Origin of the sequence: Lentilactobacillus farraginis DSM 18382 = JCM 14108 (assembly GCF_000583655.1) — a bacterium.
Taxonomy (GTDB): Bacteria; Bacillota; Bacilli; order Lactobacillales; family Lactobacillaceae; genus Lentilactobacillus; species Lentilactobacillus farraginis.
Window position 1 is genome coordinate 101,935 of the sequence record NZ_BAKI01000001.1, and the last position, 23,324, is coordinate 125,258.

Annotated in this window: 20 protein-coding genes and 6 pseudogenes; 3 read left to right on the forward strand and 23 right to left on the reverse strand. The window is 40.6% G+C overall.

Annotated elements, in window-relative coordinates:
* The first annotated feature begins 64 nt into the window (after positions 1-64).
* From JCM14108_RS00520 to JCM14108_RS00530, 3 genes are all read left to right on the forward strand, one after another.
* Entirely contained in the window at positions 65-1,339 is a 1,275-nt protein-coding gene (locus JCM14108_RS00520) for a replication-associated recombination protein A (RefSeq protein WP_035177328.1), read from the forward strand.
* A gap of 19 nt (positions 1,340-1,358) precedes the next feature.
* Entirely contained in the window at positions 1,359-1,646 is a 288-nt protein-coding gene (locus tag JCM14108_RS00525) for a hypothetical protein (protein ID WP_035177331.1), read from the forward strand.
* 79 nt (positions 1,647-1,725) lie between these two features.
* Positions 1,726-2,208: a universal stress protein gene (locus JCM14108_RS00530; protein WP_035177334.1), complete on the forward strand. Its 483-nt coding sequence runs from the start codon at positions 1,726-1,728 to the stop codon at positions 2,206-2,208.
* A gap of 87 nt (positions 2,209-2,295) precedes the next feature.
* Here the strand turns inward: JCM14108_RS00530 and JCM14108_RS00535 are convergent, their stop codons facing one another.
* The 23 genes and pseudogenes from JCM14108_RS00535 to JCM14108_RS00640 all read right to left on the reverse strand — a co-directional run bounded on the left by JCM14108_RS00535 (position 2,296) and on the right by JCM14108_RS00640 (position 23,322).
* Positions 2,296-3,219 (reverse strand): helix-turn-helix domain-containing protein, encoded by a 924-nt coding sequence (locus JCM14108_RS00535; RefSeq protein WP_035177337.1) that lies wholly within the window; start codon positions 3,217-3,219, stop codon positions 2,296-2,298.
* Positions 3,220-3,333: 114 nt separating this feature from the next.
* On the reverse strand, positions 3,334-3,876 hold the full coding sequence (locus JCM14108_RS00540; RefSeq protein ID WP_081759821.1) for a DNA-3-methyladenine glycosylase I: 543 nt from the start codon (positions 3,874-3,876) through the stop codon (positions 3,334-3,336).
* 33 nt (positions 3,877-3,909) lie between these two features.
* Positions 3,910-5,412, reverse strand: coding sequence for a glycerophosphodiester phosphodiesterase family protein (locus JCM14108_RS00545; protein ID WP_035177341.1), 1,503 nt, complete (start codon positions 5,410-5,412; stop codon positions 3,910-3,912).
* Positions 5,413-5,504: 92 nt separating this feature from the next.
* A complete protein-coding gene (locus tag JCM14108_RS00550; RefSeq protein WP_035177344.1) occupies positions 5,505-6,632 on the reverse strand; it encodes a D-alanine--D-alanine ligase family protein in 1,128 nt (375 codons plus the stop codon).
* A gap of 136 nt (positions 6,633-6,768) precedes the next feature.
* Positions 6,769-7,539: a hypothetical protein gene (locus JCM14108_RS00555; protein ID WP_035177347.1), complete on the reverse strand. Its 771-nt coding sequence runs from the start codon at positions 7,537-7,539 to the stop codon at positions 6,769-6,771.
* A pseudogene (locus tag JCM14108_RS00560) lies at positions 7,529-8,406 on the reverse strand (ATP-binding cassette domain-containing protein). Before JCM14108_RS00560 ends, JCM14108_RS00555 begins: the two are co-directional and overlap by 11 nt.
* The gene (locus JCM14108_RS00565; protein ID WP_035177350.1) at positions 8,403-8,771 is read right to left on the reverse strand and encodes a GntR family transcriptional regulator; all 369 of its coding nucleotides are present in this window, start codon (positions 8,769-8,771) and stop codon (positions 8,403-8,405) included. The pseudogene JCM14108_RS00560 and the gene JCM14108_RS00565 overlap by 4 nt, the downstream one beginning before the upstream one ends.
* Positions 8,772-8,797: 26 nt before the next feature.
* Positions 8,798-10,621, reverse strand: a complete 1,824-nt coding sequence (locus JCM14108_RS00570; protein WP_035177353.1) for an FtsX-like permease family protein — start codon at positions 10,619-10,621, stop codon at positions 8,798-8,800.
* 14 nt (positions 10,622-10,635) lie between these two features.
* Entirely contained in the window at positions 10,636-11,388 is a 753-nt protein-coding gene (locus JCM14108_RS00575; protein ID WP_035177356.1) for an ABC transporter ATP-binding protein, read from the reverse strand.
* Between the two features lie 126 nt (positions 11,389-11,514).
* Positions 11,515-12,384 (reverse strand): SPFH domain-containing protein, encoded by an 870-nt coding sequence (locus JCM14108_RS00580; RefSeq protein ID WP_035177360.1) that lies wholly within the window; start codon positions 12,382-12,384, stop codon positions 11,515-11,517.
* Between the two features lie 76 nt (positions 12,385-12,460).
* Positions 12,461-13,288: a MetQ/NlpA family ABC transporter substrate-binding protein gene (locus JCM14108_RS00585; RefSeq protein WP_035177365.1), complete on the reverse strand. Its 828-nt coding sequence runs from the start codon at positions 13,286-13,288 to the stop codon at positions 12,461-12,463.
* Positions 13,289-13,308: 20 nt separating this feature from the next.
* Positions 13,309-14,003: pseudogene (locus JCM14108_RS00590) on the reverse strand (methionine ABC transporter permease).
* Positions 13,996-15,030 (reverse strand): methionine ABC transporter ATP-binding protein, encoded by a 1,035-nt coding sequence (locus JCM14108_RS00595; protein ID WP_035177368.1) that lies wholly within the window; start codon positions 15,028-15,030, stop codon positions 13,996-13,998. Before JCM14108_RS00595 ends, JCM14108_RS00590 begins: the two are co-directional and overlap by 8 nt.
* Positions 15,031-15,395: 365 nt before the next feature.
* Positions 15,396-15,689, reverse strand: coding sequence for a glycine cleavage system H family protein (locus JCM14108_RS00600; protein WP_035177371.1), 294 nt, complete (start codon positions 15,687-15,689; stop codon positions 15,396-15,398).
* A gap of 16 nt (positions 15,690-15,705) precedes the next feature.
* Positions 15,706-16,909: pseudogene (locus tag JCM14108_RS00605) on the reverse strand (FtsW/RodA/SpoVE family cell cycle protein).
* 29 nt (positions 16,910-16,938) lie between these two features.
* A complete protein-coding gene (locus tag JCM14108_RS00610) occupies positions 16,939-17,163 on the reverse strand; it encodes a DUF2969 domain-containing protein (RefSeq protein WP_035177374.1) in 225 nt (74 codons plus the stop codon).
* 18 nt (positions 17,164-17,181) lie between these two features.
* Positions 17,182-17,457 carry a membrane protein insertion efficiency factor YidD gene (gene yidD / locus JCM14108_RS14200; protein WP_053359522.1) on the reverse strand — a complete coding sequence of 92 codons (276 nt, stop codon included), beginning with the start codon at positions 17,455-17,457 and terminating at the stop codon, positions 17,182-17,184.
* 15 nt (positions 17,458-17,472) lie between these two features.
* Complete coding sequence (locus JCM14108_RS00615) at positions 17,473-18,474, reverse strand: rod shape-determining protein (protein WP_035177377.1); 1,002 nt, start codon at positions 18,472-18,474, stop codon at positions 17,473-17,475.
* 198 nt (positions 18,475-18,672) lie between these two features.
* A pseudogene (gene murA / locus JCM14108_RS00620) lies at positions 18,673-19,988 on the reverse strand (UDP-N-acetylglucosamine 1-carboxyvinyltransferase).
* Positions 19,989-20,004: 16 nt separating this feature from the next.
* On the reverse strand, positions 20,005-20,235 hold the full coding sequence (locus JCM14108_RS00625) for a DUF1146 family protein (RefSeq protein ID WP_035177380.1): 231 nt from the start codon (positions 20,233-20,235) through the stop codon (positions 20,005-20,007).
* A gap of 282 nt (positions 20,236-20,517) precedes the next feature.
* Positions 20,518-20,937: a F0F1 ATP synthase subunit epsilon gene (locus tag JCM14108_RS00630; RefSeq protein WP_035177383.1), complete on the reverse strand. Its 420-nt coding sequence runs from the start codon at positions 20,935-20,937 to the stop codon at positions 20,518-20,520.
* Between the two features lie 14 nt (positions 20,938-20,951).
* Positions 20,952-22,384, reverse strand: a pseudogene (gene atpD / locus JCM14108_RS00635) (F0F1 ATP synthase subunit beta).
* A gap of 18 nt (positions 22,385-22,402) precedes the next feature.
* A pseudogene (locus tag JCM14108_RS00640) lies at positions 22,403-23,322 on the reverse strand (F0F1 ATP synthase subunit gamma).
* Between the last annotated feature and the right edge of the window lie 2 nt (positions 23,323-23,324).

Here is a 23,324-nt window from a genome sequence, read left to right on the forward strand (position 1 = left end):
AGCGAAACGTCTTTTTCTATACGACGTTTTTAACTTAAAAACCTGGTAAAGGAGGGTTCAAACAATGCAACAGCCTTTAGCCTATCGAATGCGCCCCACTAAAATTGACGAAATTGTTGGTCAACAAGACTTGGTCGGCCCGGGAAAAATCATTAATCGGATGGTCAAAGCCAAACTATTGTCATCTATGATTCTATACGGACCGCCCGGAACGGGTAAAACCAGTATTGCCAGTGCAATTGCCGGTTCTACCAAATATGCTTTTCGGGTTTTAAATGCCGCTACTGACACGAAAAAAGATCTACAGGTAGTTGCGGAAGAAGCCAAAATGAGCGGTACTGTCGTCTTATTGCTGGATGAAATTCATCGTTTGGATAAAACCAAGCAGGATTTCTTACTGCCACTACTTGAAAAGGGTGCCATCATCCTAATTGGTGCAACTACTGAGAATCCTTACATCAATATTAATCCGGCCATTCGAAGCCGAACTCAAATTTTTGAAGTCCACCCCCTCTCTCCAGCAGATATTTGTCAAGCCATCCAGCGGGCTCTGGGAGACTCTGAGAAGGGACTTGGACAGTATAAAGTTAATCTATCTGATGAGGCCATGCAGTTCCTTTCAACGGCAACAAACGGCGATCTTAGAAGCGCTCTAAATGGATTGGAACTGGCAGTTAAATCAACGCCCAAAAATGATCAGGACACAATTGATATTTCACTTTCCGTTATTGAAGAGTGCCTTCAACGAAAATCGTTAGGTGCAGATAAAAGCGGCGATGCCCACTACGACGTCATCTCGGCATTTCAAAAATCCATTCGCGGATCGGATGTGGACGCAGCACTTCACTATGCAGGACGGTTAATTGAAGCCGGTGATTTGGTTTCATTAGTTAGAAGATTATTAGTAATTGCATACGAAGATGTTGGGCTGGCCAACCCAGCCGCTTGTGAACGGACGGTAGATGCCGTTTATGCCGCTAATCAGCTGGGGTTGCCGGAGGGGCGAATCCCTTTGGCAAATGCAATCATTGAATTGTGCTTAAGTCCAAAATCCAATTCAGCTATGACAGCCATCGATAATGCACTCAGTGACGTCCGATCCGGAAACTTTGGTGAAATTCCGCTTTGGCTGAAAGATGCTCACTACAAAGGGGCCAAAAAATTAGGGCGTGGTGTCACATATCAATATCCGCATGATTTTCCAAATGATTGGGTCAAGCAACAATATCTCCCGGATAAAATTAAAAACAAACAATATTATCAGCCTAAGGATAATGGTAGAATTGAGAAGGCATTAAAAGACCAGTATTTAAAGCTACGGCGGTCTTTTGGCCACTAAAAAGATGGAGTGAAAAAAATTGATAATTACTATTCTCGTCAGCATTGCTGTCCTGATTGCTTTTTTTATCGGCTATTATTTGCTGTCCCATTTGAACAAAACCCTATTCGAAATTGACGTTCAAAATAATTCAAGGTTGCTACACGCAGCAAAGGTCGGTGGTTGGACATTCATCTTGTTAGGAGCTTTGAGTCTCTTATCAATTTTCATTCAAAATGATATTTTCATTTTGGCTGTTCTTCTCGCGACAACTTTTTCAGGAACAATCCTTGAAATGGTCATAATGAATATTATCAATCACCACTAAAAATCCAAATATCTAATGCTTTTTATTCATGGGAAAATAACGTACAATTAAGGTATAAAGATGAAATGAGGGTGGCACAATGATACAACAATATAATCAAATTCTGGTTCCCGTTGATGGATCATATGAAGCCGAATTAGCATTTAAGAAAGGCGTCGCTGTTGCACTAAGAAACCATGCATCCCTTCACCTGCTTCACGTCGTCGATACACGGGCTTTTCAAAACATTTCAAGTTTTGATACCTCAATGGTTGAACAAGTAACCGATACGGCAAAACAAACATTGGATAAATACATCGATGAAGCTAAAAAAGCCGGTTTAACAGATGTTGATTACTCAATCGAATACGGCGCCCCAAAAACCGTGATTGCTCGGGATATCCCAAGGAACTTAAACATTGACCTGATTATGATTGGTGCAACCGGTCTTAATGCCGTTGAACGGCTCCTAATCGGTTCAGTTACTGAATACGTTACCCGAACCGCGGTCTGTGACGTACTGGTTGTTCGAACCGACTTAGACAATAAACCGGCCAAGAACCCCAGCAAACGAGTCGGTTAGTCAGTCTTAACTTAATAAGAAAAGAAAAACAGGTTGCCTATTGAGAAATTGAGCAATCTGTTCTTCTTTTAATATCATCAAAAATCGTTACATAATTAACGTTTGATGGCCATCATTTTTATCAAGTTCCTTTTTTACCAATTCAATGATATGTCTTTGATTTTTAGTCATGATTTTTTCGCAAAGCTGATGATTTCCACGAAGATCCGCTACAAACATTGCCGCAAACTGCTTCATAGTTGCTTCTATAATTTGACCGCTTGCATATAAACATCGGGAAGCTAATTCTTCCAACACGTCTACTTTATAAATCGAGTTAGCTTCGGTTAAACGTTTTAAAATTAAGGTACAAAGCTGCAATGCCCGATCGTGTTTTCCCAATTCAATATAGGTTGCAATGATGTCAATGTATAAATCCGTAACCGCAAACAGATCATCTTTCCGATGATGATCCTTATAACTTTGGATTTTATCTAAAATGCGAACACTTTCTTCAATAAATTTAGGTGCTCGGGTTGTCTTACCAAGCTTTTGATAAGCCAGCCCCAAGCCTAAATTTGACCACGCTCGATAAAAATTTAAATTTTCAGTTGGATACTTCGTCAACATCCAATTAAAATGATAAATGGCTTCCTCAATATCATCATCAATGTAAAGTTCAGCAAAGCCCTGGTAACAATAATATTTTCCCTCGGATACCTTGGAATCCAATTTTTTAAAACAGACACCAGCCATCCGTTTCTTGGCTTGGAGATAACAATGTCGCCGCATATCGCTTTCGATATACGAGAATAATTTTTCACCATAACGGGGGTTAAAGGAGATATCCGTAACGTTTACGCCCAGTCGCTGGCAAAGTTGGTTAAGAATATTGAAGTTTGGACAAACATTTTTATTTTCAATCAGACTGATGGTTGCTTGGGTACAAATGCCATCTGCCAGTTGTTTTTGCGACAACCCCTTCTTTTTTCGGGCCTTTCGAATCGCCGCTCCCGTAATTTTAGTTGCCATGATACTCCCCTTCTTCATTTAGAACTTTTCTATTTAAATTAAAAACTGATGGCATTAATTTTATTACACATAAATAAACAAGTCAAGTTATTTTTGCTATCAATTACTAAATATTTATCTAAAATCACAGTTCAATTGATGATCATTAACCACCCCGACAGCCTGTAGATAACTATAGACGGTTATCGGTCCCATTCGCTTTAGGCCTAACTCTTTGAACGCTGCAACAAAGGGCGTCACAAATGCCTCATAATCTTTCTTTTTCAATTTGGCAGTCGGTAAGTGATCCAACTGGACGTAATGAACCGGCGCCCAAGTGAGATCAACAAATTTTCCCGGATTCTTTGCGACGATTGCCGCATTTTCAACCAATGCTGCAATTTTTACCCGATTTCTAATTATCCGCTCATCCCGACACAATGTTAAAATATCCGTTGCCGTCAGATTTGCTAAATAATCAATCGAAAAATGATGAAGCACCTGATCCATTCCTTCTTCGTGTTTTAAAACAACTTGAAAGGCCAACCCTGCCTGAAGCACCTCCAAACACAAAGCCCGAAACAACTCTTGAACTTCCCGAGTTGGCTTTCCCCACTGGGTATCATGATAAACCATCAACATAGGACTTTTGGTCGCCCATGGACATCTAATTACCATTAATTTTCACCTCTATTAATCATATACGAAAAATTACAGGTAAATGATTAATAAATTTAACACGCGCAACCAATTATTTTCAGATGGATTCATGGACAGCCGACTTAATTGGGTCGCCTGATCCGTCACCTGGCCATTAACCCCCATCATATCAAGTCGCTGCATTGAAAAAGCATGATCCTGAGTCCAAGCATAAACTTGCCGCTGCGGTTGAATCATCCGAAGCAGGAACGGTGTCAGCGTCCAATGCTGCAGGGTATAAAAATCAACTTTATAACGGGAAAGATCGGAAAAATTCAGCATCGTTACCAACCCGACTTTAATTTCAGGATATTGCGCCTTAATCTGGCGAAGATAGCGATAACCGGTAGAATGAACCATATTGGGTTGTTTTAACATTTCCGCCCCAAACGCCTTGGCAAACCGGCTTCCCATTTGGCGATCCGACTGGTTAGTTACTTTTAGTTCTACTATTAATGGCTGACCAAGTCGATTTGCCGTCTGCAAATACTGCTGAAAGAGTTCGACATGGTGATATTTTTGAATCGTCCTCAGATTCAAACGATTAATTTCCCGATGACCCAGATGAGGAATCAAAATGGTATCATCATGTGCACAAATAAAAAACCGATCCTTTGTCTCCTGAACATCCATTTCAACAAACGGAAAATGATGACGGGCACTTCTTTTTAATGCACCAATTGTGTTTGGCTGACCGTTATTATTAATAATACCGCGATGAACAATGATCGTTTGCTGCGCCGGTTTACTTGTCTGAGAATTAAAATTAATTCCCATAATCGAAACCAACCCAAAAGCAATCGTTAAATAGCCAAAACAGTTCTTAAAAGTCGCTACTGGTCCCGGCTTGGCTAAAGCAAATAATTGTAAAAATAACCGTGCCTCGATAATTGGTACCACAAGATTTGCAATTCCCTCCGAAATCACCAACGTTGCTTTCAAAGGTAACAGATAATTCACTCCTGCCAGGGCAATGATCAAACCAGTAATCACGACAATTGCCTGTAAAATCAATCTAATGCTGAACCACAAATCCTTTAAGGAAACTGATTTAGCCGTTATTTTAAAAGCCGCTTCAAAACGTGTTTCCGGCACTGCCAGCAGGTTGACAAAAAAATGTCTCATTAAAAGCAGCCAACAAAATAAACTAATATAAATAACCGCACCCAACAGTGCCAACCAATGACGGTTAACCGTTAGCCAGGTAAATTGATCACCCGTTAAGGGAAATGCGACCTTAAAAAAGCTGCTTAAGCCAAATAGACCCACTGGCAGTGAGGCAACCCACAATAACAAGATATCGGCCCAAAAGGCCACAATGGTTCTTGGTTTTCTTTTAAGATGCTTAAACCGGCCGATCCAAATCATTCTCCCTAATAGATAGATCGAGATAACGACACTTATAAATATCAAAAAGCGATTAGCGGTTAGCATCATCAGCCACTTTAATGTCGAAATGATGACTGCAAAAGTGATTATAAAATGGTTTAATTTTTGATTTTGCAATTGATTCATTTTTAAACCCACCCTAAATAAAAAGGCCGTCCAAGCTTTTGAAATAAGCCGGTGCCAGCCTTTTAAAAAATCGTTATTTATAGTTACGAGACTTATTTTATATTTTGGTCCCGCGGTGGTAATGGTTTAAAATCATATAGAATCTTGGATTGACGTTCATATTCCTCGCCAGCTAATTGAATTAATCGATCAATTAATTCGCTATATGAAATTCCAGAAGCCGCAAATAACTGCGGATACAGGCTGATGTTGGTGAACCCTGGAAGTGTATTAACTTCACTTACATAAGGCTCACTATCCTGAGAAACCAAAAAGTCAATTCTGGCCATTCCCTTTAGTCCGAGCGCCCGATACGAATCCAGTGCCATTTTAGTAAGTTGTTGCGCGAGACTTTCCGGGATGTCAACCGGAACATCAAACTCAACCTGACTGGCATCAACAAATTTATTATCGTAAGTGTAGAATGCATCATCAGCCGGTACCTTAATTGCACCAACTTTAGAAGCAATCGGATGATGGTTGCCCAAAACGGAAATTTCCAATTCTTCCGGCCCTTCGATTGCCTCTTCAACCAAGACCTTACTGTCATATCGAAAAGCATCTCGAATAGCTTCTTCATAATCGTCATTACTTTCAACCTTGTGAATACCGACTGAAGACCCCTGATTAGCAGGCTTAACAAATAAAATTTGTCCCAGTTCCGCGCTCAAAGATTGGTAACTATAGTTCTCAACTGTAAATGGCGTCAGTAACTCATAGCGAGTTGTCGCCACCCCGGCCAGTTTCAAAATCTTCTTGGTGATATCCTTGTCAAACGACATAGCGGATCCCAAAACACCACTGCCAACATATGGCTTGTTCAATAAGCGTAACAGTCCCTGAATCGTACCGTCTTCGCCTAAATTGCCGTGGATAATCGGGAAGAAAACATCAATATTCGAATCCTCGCTTAAATTCAAAATCGGTGCAAGGGGATTACTTTTATCAAGTTTTGCAATTTCCTGGCGCGCAACATCATCCTCGGGTTCACCATTAAAAACCCGGTTGATGCTTTTGTTCCTAAGAAATAACCGTCTTTGGTCATCAAAAAAAAGACTTACGTCATATTTGTCCTTGTCCATCGCATCATAAATGTTGTGGGCAGAACGCTTCGAAACATCATGTTCGGAAGAGTTTCCACCAAAAATCAGGCCAACATGAATTTTCTTATTATTTTCCATGATTTCCCATCCTATTCGTATATATTTCGGAAACCTAAGTATACCATTAAAAAAACGGATAATAAATACATTTGCCGCCTTTTAATAACATTCTCATAAAATACGAATCAGTTCATCTTAATCCAAAAGCAGCCAATTATTCCTGTTTTAGCTGCTTTTTTGAGAACAGGTACCTGATAATCAACAACAACCCGATACAAATAAGCAGCAACGTAATAATCATTGGAAACGGGTTATAAATACCACTTCGGTCATACCCTAAAATAAACGAGCCTAAATCCGCAACCCAAGTCATTTTAAGTGATGAAGTTTCCAACGCGTTAACCAGGTATATCAAAGTGACCCCACCAATCACCGGCGTTGCGACTAATAAAATCCGCTGCCAGGTTTTAGAGAAGAGTGACAAAAAACTGCCAATAGTCATACCAACCAACGTAACAAATGCCAATATCAAAGCACTAAAAATAAAATTAAAGAGCACAGCTACCAATCCGTTATGAAAGAACTTAGCATAAGCAGCCATAAAAATGTTAAACGTTGTCTTGTGAGTCATTGGTATATAAACAAAGTAGTTGTATAAAAGATTAATTGAGTTACCAATCAAAAGAAACAGCCCATAAACCGTAATTTGTGCTTCAAAAAATGTTTTTCTGGAAATGCCATTTTGAATTAAAAACTTAAAATTTTCATATGATAACGTTGCAATGACAAACATAAAGAAACCAAAGAAACCTGTAATTGGTGAAGTTCTCAAAATATCAACAAACGAATAATCATGCAGTGTCCCCGTAATGAGTGAAAGAATCAGCGGTAGAATATAAATAGCCGCAAACGTTACTAAATACATTTCTCCCAGGATTACAACTTGTTTCTTAAATAAATACTTAGTAATTTTATTAGTTTTCATAGTGCCGGCTCCCCTCAAATTGATTTGTGAGGAAAATAAACAGTTTTTGAAGATCAAAGTTTGAAATTTTGACCGTGTCAGGTAGCTGACGGTCATCCAAATCACCATACACATAGTCAACTCGAATTGTACCGATATTGTCATGCCCGATTACGTTCAGCCTTTTGTATAGGCAGTCACATCAGTTTCCGGGCCGACAACTGAGTGTGTTTTGGCAAGAACTTCTTCAACCGGTTGGTCAAGCATGGTCCGGCCTTCATCCAACACAATTACATCGCTAATTAAATTAGCAACTTCTTCAATTAGGTGAGTTGAAATAATAAAGGTCCGGGGATGATCCGTATAGGACTGGATCAATTCCGAGTAAAACATTTCACGATGGTTGGCATCAAGCCCCAACACCGGCTCATCCAACAAAACAAATTTAACTGGCACTGATAAAGCCAAAATTAATTTAAAAATTGAATTATAACCTGTCGATAACTTACCAAATTTGGATGTTAAATCCAATTCAAACTTTTGAGCCAGTTTTTTGGCAAACGCATAATCAAAGCTCCCATAAATCAATTCCGTATCGGCAATAATTTGATTAAGGGTACTGCCATTCGGATACAGATTTACCTCGCTCATTAAAAACATCAGTCCAAGTTTAGCATCGTTATCATTAACGTTTTCCGAATCGATCTTTACTTCGCCGGTATCCGGAAAAATACGATTCGTTATAATGTTCAGCAGCGTACTTTTCCCAGCACCATTTCGACCCAGCAACCCATATATTTTGTTTTCTTCAAATGTTAAGCTGACATCCTGAAGGACGTTTTTTGACCCAAACGACTTCGAAATGTGACTGACTTCCAACACGCTCATTGTTCATAACCTCGCTTTATCAATGCCAGTAATTCTGACTCGGAAATTCCTAAATTCTGTGCTTCCTTAACCAGTCCCACAACAAATGTCTCAAAAAAACTGTCTTTTTTTTCGGCCACAATTCGTTGTCTGGCACCTTGGGAAACAAACATCCCCAAGCCACGCCGTTTTTCAATCAGATTCTTGGCAACTGCAATATTCATTCCTTTTAAAACCGTTGCCGGATTAATATGAAATTCCTTGGAAATTTCGGTTGTCGATGGAATCTGTTGGCCTTCCTCAAAGCCGCCCGCGGCAATGGCATCCTCGATTTGTTCGGCAACCTGGCGGTAAATCGGTTCGGAACTGTTAAATTGAAATTGCATCGCATACCACGCCACCATTTCTGTTATTATTTTTCACTTCTGGTCTTGGGAATGACTATCTTTTGATAAATCAGTACCGTTACACCGTAATAAATCAAATATAACACAAGAAAGGCAATTGCAGAATACATAAATGTATTATACGCATGATACAGCAGGTGTGTTTGAGAAAACATTTGTAAGCCAAAGCCAACATCGATCAGTCCCAGAATTGCCGGTAAAGCAAATAATCCTAAAATCTGAAGCATGATCGATTGCCTTAAGACCCGCCGGCGAGTGCCAATTTTATTTAACATTTCAAAGCGTACTTTATCACTTTCCGCACCACTTAAAATTTTAAACATCAAACAACTTGCCAACATGGCCAAAAAGGCGATTCCCAAAAAGACACCCATAAATTCCATACTGGCGAAAGCGCTTTTGACCATTGTATACATCACAATCGATTCCCCCATTGTCTGAACAACTTGAGGGCCAAATTCTTTCTTTTGCTGTTCCAGAACAGCTTTTAAAGATTTGTACTGGCTGTTAATATCTCGCACCCGCACCAATTGCAATTGATTAACCCGTCCCTTAAGCTGATTGAACACGCCATCGGAAACCCATTTCACTTTAAACGCACGTAAATTTGGATTTTGGAGGGCTACCAGTTGTTGATAGGCTGATGAATCAGGATTCTTTAATTGATTTAATGAACTGGTTTTAACCTGAGAAAAACCGGCATTTTTGCCCTTCATTACAAAAGCCGCGTACTTTATTGGCTTTTGCTGAAATTCACCGGCTCGATAGTAAACCGTTTTGCCGCTAATTTTTTGTTGATAATTTACCGTACTCTTACCACCAACTTTGGCAATTCGAGCCGATATTTCAGCTGAAGGATTAGTGGCGGAAATTGCATAAGCATTTTGTCCATTGGCAATTTCCGGAATATCACTTTGAAAACCAACACCAACCGTAATAGCTCCCAAAGCCAACGCAAACAGTAACGAAACAACGGATAGAATTTTAGTGTAATCACGAATTCTAAATTTCAACTGAGCAATCGTAAAACTGTTGATTCCCCGGTTATTTAACGCAGATCTTTGAATCTTCTGAAGTAATATTACGAAAAATGAGTTGACAATAAAATACGTCCCAACAACAATCGTAACCAGCCCAATCCAAATCGCGTTAAGCTTTAATGACTGAATATTATACATCGCATAGTAGCCAACGACTAATAGGAAAATTCCCAGTACCGCCTGAATGAGCAGCCGACTTGTTTTGGGTTGCTTCCAATCAGTTTGATTCTCTGCTTTAAGTAACTTAAGTGCCGGCGTTTTGGCAAAAATTCTTGCGTTGATAAAACTTGCTATTAGAAATAGGACCATAAACAAAATCAAGGTCACCCAAACCGCTGGTCCATAAAGAGCCTGAAAGTATTTAACGGGGATTTCCAGTGCCGAAACCAAAAAGCCACTCACAATTTTTGTCAGAGCCATCCCGGCAACAACACCTACCATCGTTGAAACCAAACCGACAATTAAAGTTTCAAAGGCGATCAGCTTACTGATTTTGGTACTCTTGGCACCCAACATTATAAATAATCCATAATCGTGTTTTCGCATACCCATCAAAAAATTATTGGCATAAAATACGTACACTAATGTGATAATGACCAACAACACTGCTCCAAGGATAAAGACAGCCCGAGCATTTTGACCCACAGTTGTTGAAGCAACAAATTTTTTATTCAGTGCAATTGCCTCAAACATATAAAAAATGGCAGCAGCCATAATGATTCCGGAAAAAAGCACCAGATAATCCTTCCAACGCGCCCTTACCCCGGAAAATGCAATTTTAAACAGCATGTGCTTCCCTCCAATTATTGTTCAAACGTTCCCAGTTTCTCTAAAATTTCCTGATAAAATTCAGTTCGATTACGGTTGCCAATCTGAATTTCTTCTCCTATCCGACCGTCCTTAATAAACAAGATTCGTTTACAAAAGCTGGCTGAAAAAGGATCATGCGTTACCAGTAGGATTGAAACGCCTGCTTGGTTAATTTGCTGCAGTGTATCCAGTAATTCTCGAGCATTGGTTGAATCCAGCGCACCAGTCGGTTCGTCACCAAAAATAATTGACGGATCTGAAACCAGTGCTCTGGCAGCGGCAACCCGTTGCTTCTGTCCACCGGACAACTGGGTTGGATATTTTGTCAATAATTGGTCAATACCAAGCCGACTGGCAGCCCGCTGAACTTTTTCTTTGGAAACACTTCCCTTTACGTTCTGTAAAGATAGCGGCAAAGCAATATTTTCAAAAACTGTTAATGTTTCCAGTAGGTTAAAGTCTTGAAAAATGAATCCCAATTTTTTTGATCGAAAATCAGACATTTCATTAGGCGTCAGTTGGGTTATATCGTCACCGCCAATTTGAACCGAGCCGCTGGTAGGCTTATCCAAAGTCGCTAAAATATTCAATAAAGTTGTTTTTCCCGAACCGGAAGCCCCCATGATCCCAACAAATTCTCCCTTATTAACAGTAAAACTGATGCCCTTTAATGCTTCATAAGGTGTTTCAGAGTTTTGATCATAAATTTTGTGCAGGTTTTGTGTATTTACAATTTCAGTTGTCATATTGTCCTCCTACGTTAGTTAATTACTCATGTAGGCAACTATATATGTAAATCCATTTTCTGTCAACAAAAAAACCAAAAAGTCTAGCATTTGTCCGCCAAACTTTTTGGTCATTAATTGATTTATTTAATTCATCTTATCAGTATTAATCACGTTTTGCGTTCCCCGTTCGGTAATAATAGATACCAAAACATTATTAATCATTTGGATCTTTTTCTCATCCGGAATCTCGATGCTAATATCATGCTGAAGTTGCTTAACCGCCTCTTTTGAAATCTCTACAGCACCCTGAACAATAATTTTTCGAGCCGAAAGAATTGCCGTTGCCTGCTGTCGCTGAAGCATCGCACTGGCAATTTCCGTTGCGTAAGCCAAATGGGTTAATCGGGTTTCCATTACATTTAACCCCGCAACTTCCAATCGTTCTTGGAGTTCACGCTTCAAAGCTTCCGAAACTTCGGTTGAATTACCACGCAGCGTTAACGTATCGGATTCCTCATCAAAACTATCATAAGGATATTGACTGGCAATGTGACGAATAGCAGATTCACTTTGAATTTCCACAAATTGTTCATAATCTTCAACGTTAAAAATTGCCTTTGCCGAATCAACTACTTTGTAAACAATCACAGCTGCAATCTCAACCGGGTTTCCTTTGGAATCGTTTACTTTAATAATTTGACTATTAAAATTACGAACCCGTAATGAAATCGGTTGCTTGCTGGTTAAAGGAATCGTCATAAACAAGCCGGCGGTGCGAATTGTCCCAATATAATTTCCAAAAAACGTCAGCACTTTAGCTTCATTTGGTTGAATGATCGTTAACGAACTTGCAAATAGTAAATCCACAATAATAATCACCGTACCCAAAATAATCGACCCAACAGATGAATTCTGGCTGCCAATCCACAAAAGATAGCCGCCGCACGCGAGTAATACCAAGGCAATGATTAACCCAACATAGCCATTAACGTGAAATACATTTTTCTCTTTCAAAAAAGACTCCCCCTTCGCTGAAAAAAGCAACATCCCTGCTATTTCCAGTATAAAGCGGAAGCCCTTTAATTAAAATTTATTTAACGTTCTTAATTGGCAAGACAGCACCCTTATATTTGTTGTAAATCCATTTTTGGGTACTTGTCGACTGAAGTACTTTAACCAGTTTTTTAATCGCCGGTTTATTCTGATCACCCTTACGAGTGGCGATAATATTTACATATGGCGTATCTCGGCCTTCAATTGCAATTGACTGCTTGATTGGATCAAGTCCGGCTTGAACTGCATAGTTGGCATTAATAACCACTGCATCACCTTCGCCGTTCTTATAAATTTGCGGCATCAACTTAGGCTCATAGCTATGCTTGAATTTAAGATGGCGAGGATTTGAAGCAATATCATCAAAAGTTGCGGATTCGATATTGACGCCCTTCTTCAGGGTAATCAAACCGGCGTTCTTAAATAATTGAAGGATTCGACCATAATCAGGCGTGTTGTTACTTACAAGAATCGTTGCACCCTTCTTTAAGTCTTTCAAACTTTTAGCCTTTTTGGAAAAGACGGCAATCGGCTCGATATGAACACCGCCAGCGTCTACAAGGGTACCGTGGTTCTCTTTATTCCATTGCTTTAGGAAGGGAACGTGTTGGAAATAATTGGCATCCAGTTCTTTATCTGCTAAAGCCTTGTTAGGCATTACATAATCTTGGAAAACCGTAATCTTTAAGTTAACACCTTCCTTTTTCAGCTGTGGCGCAACATGTCGTAAGATTTGTGCATGTGGCACGTTCGAAGCACCAATTTTTAAAGTCGTTGTCTTCTTGCTTGAACTTGAAGATGAACAACCTACCAGTAAGAAAGCAGTAAATAGAACTGCGAAAATACTTAATAATTTTTTCTTCATGTGAAACCCTCCAAATAAAATTATAGTGTCCGTTTGTCGGTTACTTTGACTAAAAAGTCCCCAATATATTGAACCAAAAAGACAAACAAACAGATAATGACCGTTGCCACCAAGGTGACGGTGTTGTTGTTGGACTGGAAACCATCCAAATAGGCCAGGTTACCCAAGCCCCCGGCACCAATCGCACCAGCCATTGCCGTATAGGAAATTAACGAAATCGTCGTTACCGTTGCGCCGGCTATTAACGCCGGTTTACTTTCCGGCAGCAGCACTTTAATGATAATTTCCCAAGTCGTTGCCCCCATCGACTCAGCAGCTTCAATGACACCTGAATCTACTTCCCGAAAATACGACTCCACCATTCGGGCATAGAATGGTGATGCTGAAATTACCAGGATGGTAACGCAGCGCGGGGCCCAATGATGGTCCCAATCATTTCCTTTGTGACCGGAAGTAATAATACGATTAAGATAATAAACGGAATTGAACGAAAAATATCGACAAACAACCCCACAATCCAATTCAAAACTTTGAATAAAGAACCATTATGAACTCTGGTTTCATATAGAATCAAGCCCAGAATAATACCAAAAATAACGACTGCAATCATGGAAATTAAGGTCATCCAAATTGTTTCCCAAGTTGCAGCCCACATTGACGGCCAATCAACATTTTTAAAAATAAAATAGGATTTAAGCCCTGTCGCGTTACTCATGATGAATCACCTCCGTTCCAACCCGCATCTTCTGAAGGTAATCAAGGGCAGCTGCAATTTGAGCTTCATCGCCAATAAATTGTAAATCAAGCGATCCCAAGGCACCCTCTTGGGTTTGTCGAATTGCCCCGGCCAGGATACTGATTTTCAAATCCGGATAATGCTTAATAACGTCCGAAACAATTGGTAATTCTGCCTGCGGTCCATGGAAAACCAATCTGATAATCTGGCCTTCAGGATACTTTTTAATCAATTCATCCAGCGTGATGGTTGTATCATCCTGCTGTGGTGAAAATTCTTCACTGACAAACTTTTTGGTGACTTCTTCCTTGGGATGACGAAAAACATCAAAGACTGTCCCACTTTCAACCACCTGTCCCGAATCCATTACCGCTACTTTTTCGCAAATTTTGGCAATTGCGTGCATTTCATGCGTAATCAGTAAAACGGTCAGATTCATTTGCTTGTTAATTTTTAATAATAGATCTAAGACTTCGTTAGTTGTATCCGGATCCAAAGCACTGGTTGCCTCATCGGATATCAAAATGGTTGGTTCATTCGCTAACGCTCTGGCAATACCCACCCGTTGCTTTTGACCACCTGAAAGTTCGGAGGGATAGGAATGCTCCCGGCCCTCCAAACCAACCAACTTAACCAACTCCTTAGCCCGAGCCAACCGCTTGGCTTTTGGGACCTTTGCGATTTCCAATGGCAAAGCAATATTATCGATTACCGTTCGCGACCACAGCAAATTAAAATGCTGAAAAATCATGCCGATTTTCTGTCGTTGAACCCGTAATTTGTGACCATAAAGCTTTGCAATATCGGTTCCATCAATTTCAATAACACCTTTCGTCGGTGCCTCAAGCCCGTCCAACATTCGGACCAGGGTACTTTTACCAGCCCCTGAATAACCGACTATGCCGAAAATTTCGCCATCTTCAACTTCGATGTTGACATCCGAAACGGCTGTTAAAGCACCATCTTTGGTGGTATATTCTTTCGACACATCTTTAAACCGAATCAATTAAATTCACTCCCAACTCCAAAAATTAAAAAGCTTTTCGTCCCCCAAACAATTAAAAATTGCCTGAAGGACGAAAAGCTTTTTCCGTGGTACCACCTTTATTCGTTGCTATTTTGCAATAACAACCTCAACGAGGCTCACTACAAAAGAGCCTCAACGGAATAATGGGCGTTAACCATTGCCAATTTACATCGCTGCTCATTAGCACCTAAAATTACCAAGACCATCTTCAATAGCCACGCTCAACCCCTTTTCACCAACTGGAGTTCTCTGTTTTAACCACAACTACCTACTCATCTTGTTTTTCGTTTTATCATTTAACTATTTGCTAGTTTACTTACATTCAATACCAGCGTCAAGCAAAGCTACTTCTGAATCTTGGCAATCCATGAATCAGCCTTATCAGTCTTATTTAATAACGATGGATCATCAGTGGCTTTATCATTAACGGCAATTACCTTACCGGCAACCGGGCTTGGAATATCTGAAACAGCCTTGTCAGCTTCAACATTCAACAATGTATCTTGGGTTGTCAATGATGTACCGACTTTTGGCAGTGAAACAAACGTAATGTTACCAAGTTCGTTTTGACCGTCTGCTGTCAAGCCGACCGTCACAACACCGTTACTTTCGTCCGTCCAATAATATTTTTTATCCATCTTCAAACCATCCTTTTTAAGAAAATTCTTTATCTTCACCAAACATGTAACTCTTATTATGATATTGCATCGACATAATCAAACCAATTCCAATCATATTGCCAATCAGCGCTGAACCACCGGCACTCACAAACGGCAGTGGAATTCCCGTTAATGGCAATAACCCGATGCTCATACCAACATTTTCAAACACATGGAATAAAATCATCATAATAACGCCAGTGGAGATATAAGCATAAAAAACATTCCGTGTCTCAAATGTAACCTTTATCATTTGATAAATCAATAGAAAATACAGAAAAATCAGGACACAACTGCCGATAAAGCCAAAGTTTTCACCGATCACCGAAAAAATCATATCGGATTCACGAACCGGCACATAAACGTGGGACTTATCAAAACCGGTCCCGAAAATACCACCGGAACCAATCGCTTTCATACTTTGCCACAACTGATACCCTTGATTGGTAGTATCTGCTGATGGATGAAGCCAAGTATCAACCCGGTTAAACTGATAAGATTGAAAGCCGACTTTTTCCAAGATTTGACGACCGGATTCTGGAATAACCAGTGCAAGTGCTGTACCGGCAATTCCAAAAATTGTAATTACCGACGGCAGAATAATTTTTCCAGGTAATCCCGGAAACAATAATCATACCACCTAAAATAGCAAAGAAAACCAGCATGGTACCAAAATCATTCTGTAACTTTAAAAGAACGGCTACCGGCACCGTCCATAAAATCATTTTACCGATTAGCAGCCAATCCGTTTTGGCCGTTTTGAGCGGATGTTTGTCATTATGTTCAACAATCACCCGGCCCATCATTAAAATATAGGCCGGCTTCATTACCTCAGAAGGCTGAAAAGTCAATCCCGCAAAGGAGAACCAGCTTTTAGCACCTGTATTAATATAATACGTCCGACTGTACAATACCAGAACACTTGCTAATAGCAAGATCCCCAGCCAATAAGCAAGTGGTGCCACTTTCCAGAGTTGTTCGGAATCAAACTGCATAATGATTACTACTGCTACAACCCCAATAACATACCATACCAGCTGCGAAGCAACCTGTCTCGTAACACTGGTAGCACTTGAATCATGAGTTGCGGCAACGTAAATTGACGCCAAGCCAATTAATGCAAGCATCAAAACGCAGAAAATAATTCCCCAGTCAATTCTGGACGCCTTATCTTTGTCCGTACTGCGTTTGGTATCCAAATTTAAACCTCCCTATCACGAAATCACAATTAATGATGTAGGTGAAAATCCTTAATCAACAATTGAACACCTTCATCAAACGTTTTTACGTGATAACTTTCCTGATGTGTATTGACAGCTTGAAACTTTTGATCACTCACTTTTGTAATTGAGCCAATCCGCTTGCGGCCAATCAGTAAATCGGAAACCTGGTTACCATTTTGGTCCTTGGAATCTTTAATTTCGACATTAATACTTTTAATAGCTTTACTCATAAAATCTCTCCTGTTAGTCTACTTTAAGTGCATTGATTTGCGGTACTTATCGCGAGCCGCCTTATTCCTGAAAATTGTAAAGTGATCCGGTACCGGATCGTAACCGCCCCGGACAAACGGATGACACCTTAAAATTCGGGCAAGGCCCATAATCGTTCCCTTAAGCGCACCATGCTTCTTTAAAGCGGTTAACATATAATTACTACAAGTCGGGTAGTAACGGCATGTAGGCGGAAAGAGAGGCGATATAAAGCGCTGATAACCATGAACCAACTTCATTAAAACTTTTTTCACGCAACCGCCCACTTTTTACTTTGTTTTAAGCTTCGGGTTTTTGATATATTGTTCCAAAAGAACGCCAGCTCCCTTGGCAACATTATCCAAAGGATTTTCTGAAATAATAACCGGCACTGTCAATGCATCGGCGATTACTTGATCAATGTTGCGAAGCAAAGCACCGCCACCCGTCAACATAATGCCCCGGTCAACAATATCAGAGGCTAATTCCGGTGGAATAATTTCAAGAACTTCTTTGGCACCATCAACGATTAACTGAACCGTATCGGCAATTGCATCAGCAACCTCGTTACTGTCAATTGTGATTGCGCGCGGCATGCCCGAAACAGCGTCTCGGCCACGAACCTCCAGCTTTTTAACATCTTTCTGGTCTTTTTTAGCAGTTCCAATTTCGATTTTGATTTTTTCAGCAGTATGTTCACCAATAATCAACCCGTGTTTTTGTTTGATATAGGTTACAATTTCTGTATTCATTTTATCACCGGCAATTCGAATTGACTTGCTGGCAACAATATCACCCAACGAAATGACGGCAATGTCACTGGTACCGCCACCCATATCAATCACCATATTGCCACGGGGTTGGAAGATATCCATTCCTGCACCAACAGCGGCAACCTTAGGTTCTTCTTCAAGATAAACCTGACCGCCACCCGCTTTTTCAGCTGCCTGAACGATGGCATTTCTTTCAATTTCGGTTACATTTGTTGGCGCACAGATCATGATTTTTGGCTTGGACATGAATCCCTTAACGTCTAGTTTATTAATAAAATAAGTCAGCATTTCTTCTGTAATATCAAAATCGGAAATAACCCCATCCTTTAATGGACGGATCGCGCGAATATTACTTGGTGTTCGGCCAACCATTCGATATGCTTCTGTTCCGACTGCCAAAGCTTTACCCGTTCGCGTATCAATTGCCACAACGGAAGGCTCGTTTAAAACAATCCCTTTGCCGGCAACGTAAATAAGTACGTTGGCAGTTCCTAAGTCAATTCCTATGTCTTTTGCCATCTGTGAACTTCCTCCTGAAAAACTTTAATCTCAAAAATTAATTATAGCACATCTACTACCAGTTTCTAACAGTTCTTAAGTAATCTCAACAATCAGCCCGGACTTTAGAAAAGATTTAAACTCAATTCATAATCGGCCGACCTTATAGAAAAAAGCCGGTTCAAAACTCGTCTCGTTTTCACCCGGCTTTAAACTTATTTATTTTAAATGATTGACTGAAGATGGTTGATTAACAATAATGGCATCATCTTCAACATCAACTCGTTTGATTTCGGCGCCCAAACTTGCCAGCTTCTTATGGAAATTATGGTAACCCCGATCAAGGTATTGCAGATTGCTGACCTGGGTGTATCCCTTTGCGACAAGACCAGCAATTACCAGGCAGCGGCGGCCCGTAGATCAGTAGCGGCAACTTCCGCACCATTGAAGTCCGTTGGTCCGTCCATTACAACTGTTCTACCGGAAATGGTATATTTGGCATTCATTCGCCGAAGTTCTTCCATATGCATGAAACGGTTTTCAAAAACAGTTTCCGTCATCGAACTATTACCATCAGCCGCTAATTGTAAAATTGTCATCTGGGGCTGCATATCAGTTGGAAACCCGGGATGTGGCAGCGTTTTGACATCAACCGGCTTTAAATGTTCCGGGCCAATCACCCGGATTCCGGCATCTGTTTCAGTAATCGAAACCCCCATCTCACGCATCTTCAGAATCAATGGCTTGTTGTGCTCGGCAATGGCATCTTCAACCAAGACATCACCCTTGGTTACAGCAGCAGCAATCATAAAAGTTCCGGCTTCAATCCGATCCTGGACAACTGCGTGGTCGGTTCCATGTAGTTTGGAGACACCCTGGATTCGAATTTGCTCGGTTCCTGCTCCAACAACATTAGCCCCCATCTTATTGAGGACGTTAGCCAAATCAACAATCTCAGGTTCACGGGCCGCATTTTGAATAACCGTTTTCCCAGCTGCTAAAGTAGCAGCCATCATAATATTCTGAGTGGCTCCCACGCTTGGGAAATCTAAATAGATGTCAGTCCCAATAAGCCCGTTAGGTGCAGTTGCTTCAACATAGCCGTCATGCTGTTCAATTGTTGCTCCTAGTGCCTCAAAGCCCTTCAAATGTAAATCAATTGGCCTGGAACCAATTGCACAGCCGCCTGGCAAGGCAACTTTTGCCCGTCCCAAACGGGCTAATAACGGCCCCATTACTACAATTGAAGCCCGCATTTTTGAAACATATTCAAACGGTGCTTCGCTTGAAAGACCGGTAGATGCATCAAAAGTAATTTGATTACGTGATTCATCAAAATCAACTTTTACGTTTAAAAACCGTAACACGTTATTCATCGTGTAAACATCTGATAATAGTGGTACGTTTGAAATTGTGGTTTGATCTTCACTCGCCAGAATCGTAGCAGCTTGAATTGGCAACACCGCATTCTTTGCCCCGTCAATATGTACTCTTCCCTTTAACGGCTTCCCGCCATGTACAATAATTTTTTCCACAAGAACGCCTCCTACGTTATTTGATTAAATAAATTAAATTTTGAATATTAGTGATTACCGAGAGGAAAAACTGTGCGCAAGCATAACCAATCGCGATTGATAACAGTACGATCAACAGTTTTCCGGGCAACGCACGAAGAGGGATGTAACGTTCAATATGGATTTCCTGAACACTCCTAAACGCCATTGCAATAAATAGAAAATACGTAACAAGTGTTACGATGGCTTGGATGCCAATCATTTTCATCAAAATTCCCCCAATTCACTGACAACTATATCATAAAGACGGAAACTTGTCTCATTTTTCCGCGCTTTTTTAGAAAAAGTGTGCGTTTTCTCATCATATCGATCCTCCAGGAAATCCCTTGTCAACAGCCGTTCATCACAACAAATGACCCACGATGATGGATTTGTTCAACCACACACATTGTTCCCGTTTGCCGAAGACTAATCGGATTCCTATATATTAACAGATAAAAAAAGGCCGAAGCAAGAATAATGATTGCTTCGGTCACACAAATAATTTTATTTATTTTTTTGCAACATTGATCCGGTTAACAGCTCTCCGTAACGCAACCTGAGCTCGATCCAGCGCAGCTTTGTCATTTTTTTGACGAGCTTCGGCAATCAATCTCTGGGCACGTTGACGAGCGCTTTCTGCCCGGGCAACATCAATATCACTTTGATTTTCGGCACTATCAGCCACAATCGTTGCAGTGTTATTTGAGAATTCAATAAAACCGCCATTAACAGCAATTTCATCTTCCTCGTTACCATGTTTAACCCGAGTTTCATCAACATCAAGGGTTGCAATGATTGGCACATGATTAGCCATGATTCCAAGTTGTCCCGATTGTGTTGAAACAACTATCATGTCAGCAGCACTATGCTCGTAAACTTTTCCATCGGGAGTCACAATATTAATGTTAATAACTGAACTATCAGCCAATTAAACTCCCTCCCTTAGTTTGCGGCACTTTGCTTCTCATCACTTGTGTCGCCCTGCATCTTCTTGGCATTTGCAATGACATCTTCGATTGGTCCGCAGTTACGGAATGCATCTTCGGGGATGTCATCGTACTTACCTTCAAGAATTTCTTTAAATCCTTTAACAGTATCATCAACTGAAACATATTTACCAGGAAGTCCGGTAAATTGTTCGGCAACTGAGAAACTTTGAGAAAGGAAGAATTGAATTCTTCGAGCACGGTTAACAATTGTCTTTTCTTCGTCAGACAATTCATCCATACCAAGAATCGAAATAATGTCTTGGAGTTCACGGTATCGTTGTAAGACGTGTTGAACTTCAGTTGCAACTTCATAATGTTCCTGACCAACAATTTGTGGATCCAACGCTGAAGAGGTTGAAGCCAACGGATCAACGGCCGGATAAATTCCTTGTTGCGTTAATGAACGTTCCAAGTTAGTAGTTGCATCCAAATGGGCAAAAGTTGTTGCCGGCGCAGGTCGGTATAATCATCGGCCGGCACATAAACTGCTTGGATTGATGTAATCGCACCTTTTTTGGTTGACGTAATTCGTTCCTGTAATTGACCCATTTCAGTTGCCAACGTTGGCTGATAACCAACGGCTGACGGAATTCGGCCAAGCAAAGCAGAAACTTCTGAACCAGCTTGCGTGAATCGGAAAATGTTGTCAATAAATAACAACACATCTTGTCCCGCTTCATCACGGAAGTATTCAGCAATTGTCAAACCGGTTAAAGCAACCCGCATTCGGGCACCAGGTGGTTCGTTCATTTGACCATAAACCATGGCCGTCTTTGCCAGAACACCTGAACCTTTCATTTCAAAGTACATATCATTACCTTCACGGGTCCGTTCACCAACACCGGTAAACACTGAAATTCCGTTGTGACCTTGGGCAATGTTATGAATTAATTCTTGAATTAAAACGGTTTTACCAACACCGGCACCACCGAACAATCCAACTTTACCACCACGAATATATGGCTCCAATAAATCAATCACTTTGATTCCTGTTTCCAAGATTTCAGTTGATGGATTCAATTCATCATACTTCGGGGCATCACGGTGAATTGGCCAACGTTCTGCGTCTGGGCCAAATTCTGGACCGCCATCAATTGGTTCTCCAAGAACATTAAACACACGACCAAGTGTGTCCTTACCTACTGGAACACTGATGGAAGCTTCAGTGTTTTCAACTTCCATTCCGCGCCGAAGACCATCGGTTCCGTCCATGGCAATCGTCCGGACAACCCCATCACCCAAATCAAGGGCCACTTCAACAACAAGTGTTTCAGTGTCACTTACGTGGATGTTAAGGGCAGTGTTAATTTCTGGCAATTTGTCGTCCAAGGAGAATTCAACGTCAACAACTGGTCCGATAACTTGTATAACTTTACCAGTACTCATGTTAGTTAATTCCTCCATCTAATTGTTATCTGACTTAAGAGCTTCCTGACCACCAGTAATTTCAGTAATTTCAGTCGTAATCGCTGCCTGACGAGCCCGGTTATATTGCAGTTCCAAAGATGAAATCAAGTCATCAGCATTATCTGAAGCCGACTTCATAGCAGTTGCACTGGAAGCGTGTTCCGATGTCTTAGCATCCAGAATCGCACCATAAACCAAACTTTCAGAATATTGCGGTAAGACAACATTCAATACTTCTTTTTCAGATGGTTCAACATCATATTCAGCAGTTAATTCTTTTGCTTTAATTTCCTGACTGGCTTCGCTTTGAATAGCCTCACTGTCAATAGGCAGCATCTTCTCAGCCGGAAGCGGGAAATCAGTCGATTAACGAAATGTTCGTAGCAAACATACAACTCATCAAATTCGCCCTTATCATACATCGATGTAATCATTTTGACAATTTGACGAACTTCATTAAATGTTGGCACGTCACTCACACCCCGATATTCATAAGAAACATTTTGACCACGCTTTTTATAAAAATCAGAGCCGTTACCGCCAACGGCGATAATCGTATAATCGTTTGAAGCACCAGAATGTTTACTGATAAATTCATTGGTTTCTCTGATGACATTGGCATTATAGCTACCAACCATCCCACGATCGGAGGTGATAACTAAATAGGCAGTTCTTTTGACTTTAGACTGATCATTATCTGCTGAATGACCTGAGGATTTTAGCCCATCCAGAATATGGGATTGAGCTAAATGCATAACTACAGATTTTACTTGGCTTGCATATTCCGCGTAACTTGCCGTATGCTTTTGGATCTGATTTAACTTAGCTTGTGAAACCATTTCCATCGCATTGGTAATTTGCCGCGTCTTCTTTGTAGAAGTAATCCGATGTTTAACATCGTTTAGCGAAGCAGGCATGT

Excerpts from the sequence above, each read along its gene's own strand:
- JCM14108_RS00520 (WP_035177328.1), top strand. The coding sequence starts at position 65 with ATGCAACAGCCTTTAGCCTATCGAATGCGCCCCACTAAAATTGACGAA.
- JCM14108_RS00530 (WP_035177334.1), top strand. The coding sequence starts at position 1,726 with ATGATACAACAATATAATCAAATTCTGGTTCCCGTTGATGGATCATAT.
- JCM14108_RS00535 (WP_035177337.1), bottom strand. The coding sequence starts at position 3,219 with ATGGCAACTAAAATTACGGGAGCGGCGATTCGAAAGGCCCGAAAAAAG.
- JCM14108_RS00540 (WP_081759821.1), bottom strand. The coding sequence starts at position 3,876 with ATGGTAATTAGATGTCCATGGGCGACCAAAAGTCCTATGTTGATGGTT.
- JCM14108_RS00545 (WP_035177341.1), bottom strand. The coding sequence starts at position 5,412 with ATGAATCAATTGCAAAATCAAAAATTAAACCATTTTATAATCACTTTT.
- JCM14108_RS00550 (WP_035177344.1), bottom strand. The coding sequence starts at position 6,632 with ATGGAAAATAATAAGAAAATTCATGTTGGCCTGATTTTTGGTGGAAAC.
- JCM14108_RS00555 (WP_035177347.1), bottom strand. The coding sequence starts at position 7,539 with ATGAAAACTAATAAAATTACTAAGTATTTATTTAAGAAACAAGTTGTA.
- JCM14108_RS00565 (WP_035177350.1), bottom strand. The coding sequence starts at position 8,771 with ATGCAATTTCAATTTAACAGTTCCGAACCGATTTACCGCCAGGTTGCC.
- JCM14108_RS00570 (WP_035177353.1), bottom strand. The coding sequence starts at position 10,621 with ATGCTGTTTAAAATTGCATTTTCCGGGGTAAGGGCGCGTTGGAAGGAT.
- JCM14108_RS00575 (WP_035177356.1), bottom strand. The coding sequence starts at position 11,388 with ATGACAACTGAAATTGTAAATACACAAAACCTGCACAAAATTTATGAT.
- JCM14108_RS00585 (WP_035177365.1), bottom strand. The coding sequence starts at position 13,288 with ATGAAGAAAAAATTATTAAGTATTTTCGCAGTTCTATTTACTGCTTTC.
- JCM14108_RS00600 (WP_035177371.1), bottom strand. The coding sequence starts at position 15,689 with ATGGATAAAAAATATTATTGGACGGACGAAAGTAACGGTGTTGTGACG.
- JCM14108_RS00610 (WP_035177374.1), bottom strand. The coding sequence starts at position 17,163 with ATGAGTAAAGCTATTAAAAGTATTAATGTCGAAATTAAAGATTCCAAG.
- JCM14108_RS00615 (WP_035177377.1), bottom strand. The coding sequence starts at position 18,474 with ATGGCAAAAGACATAGGAATTGACTTAGGAACTGCCAACGTACTTATT.
- JCM14108_RS00625 (WP_035177380.1), bottom strand. The coding sequence starts at position 20,235 with ATGAAAATGATTGGCATCCAAGCCATCGTAACACTTGTTACGTATTTT.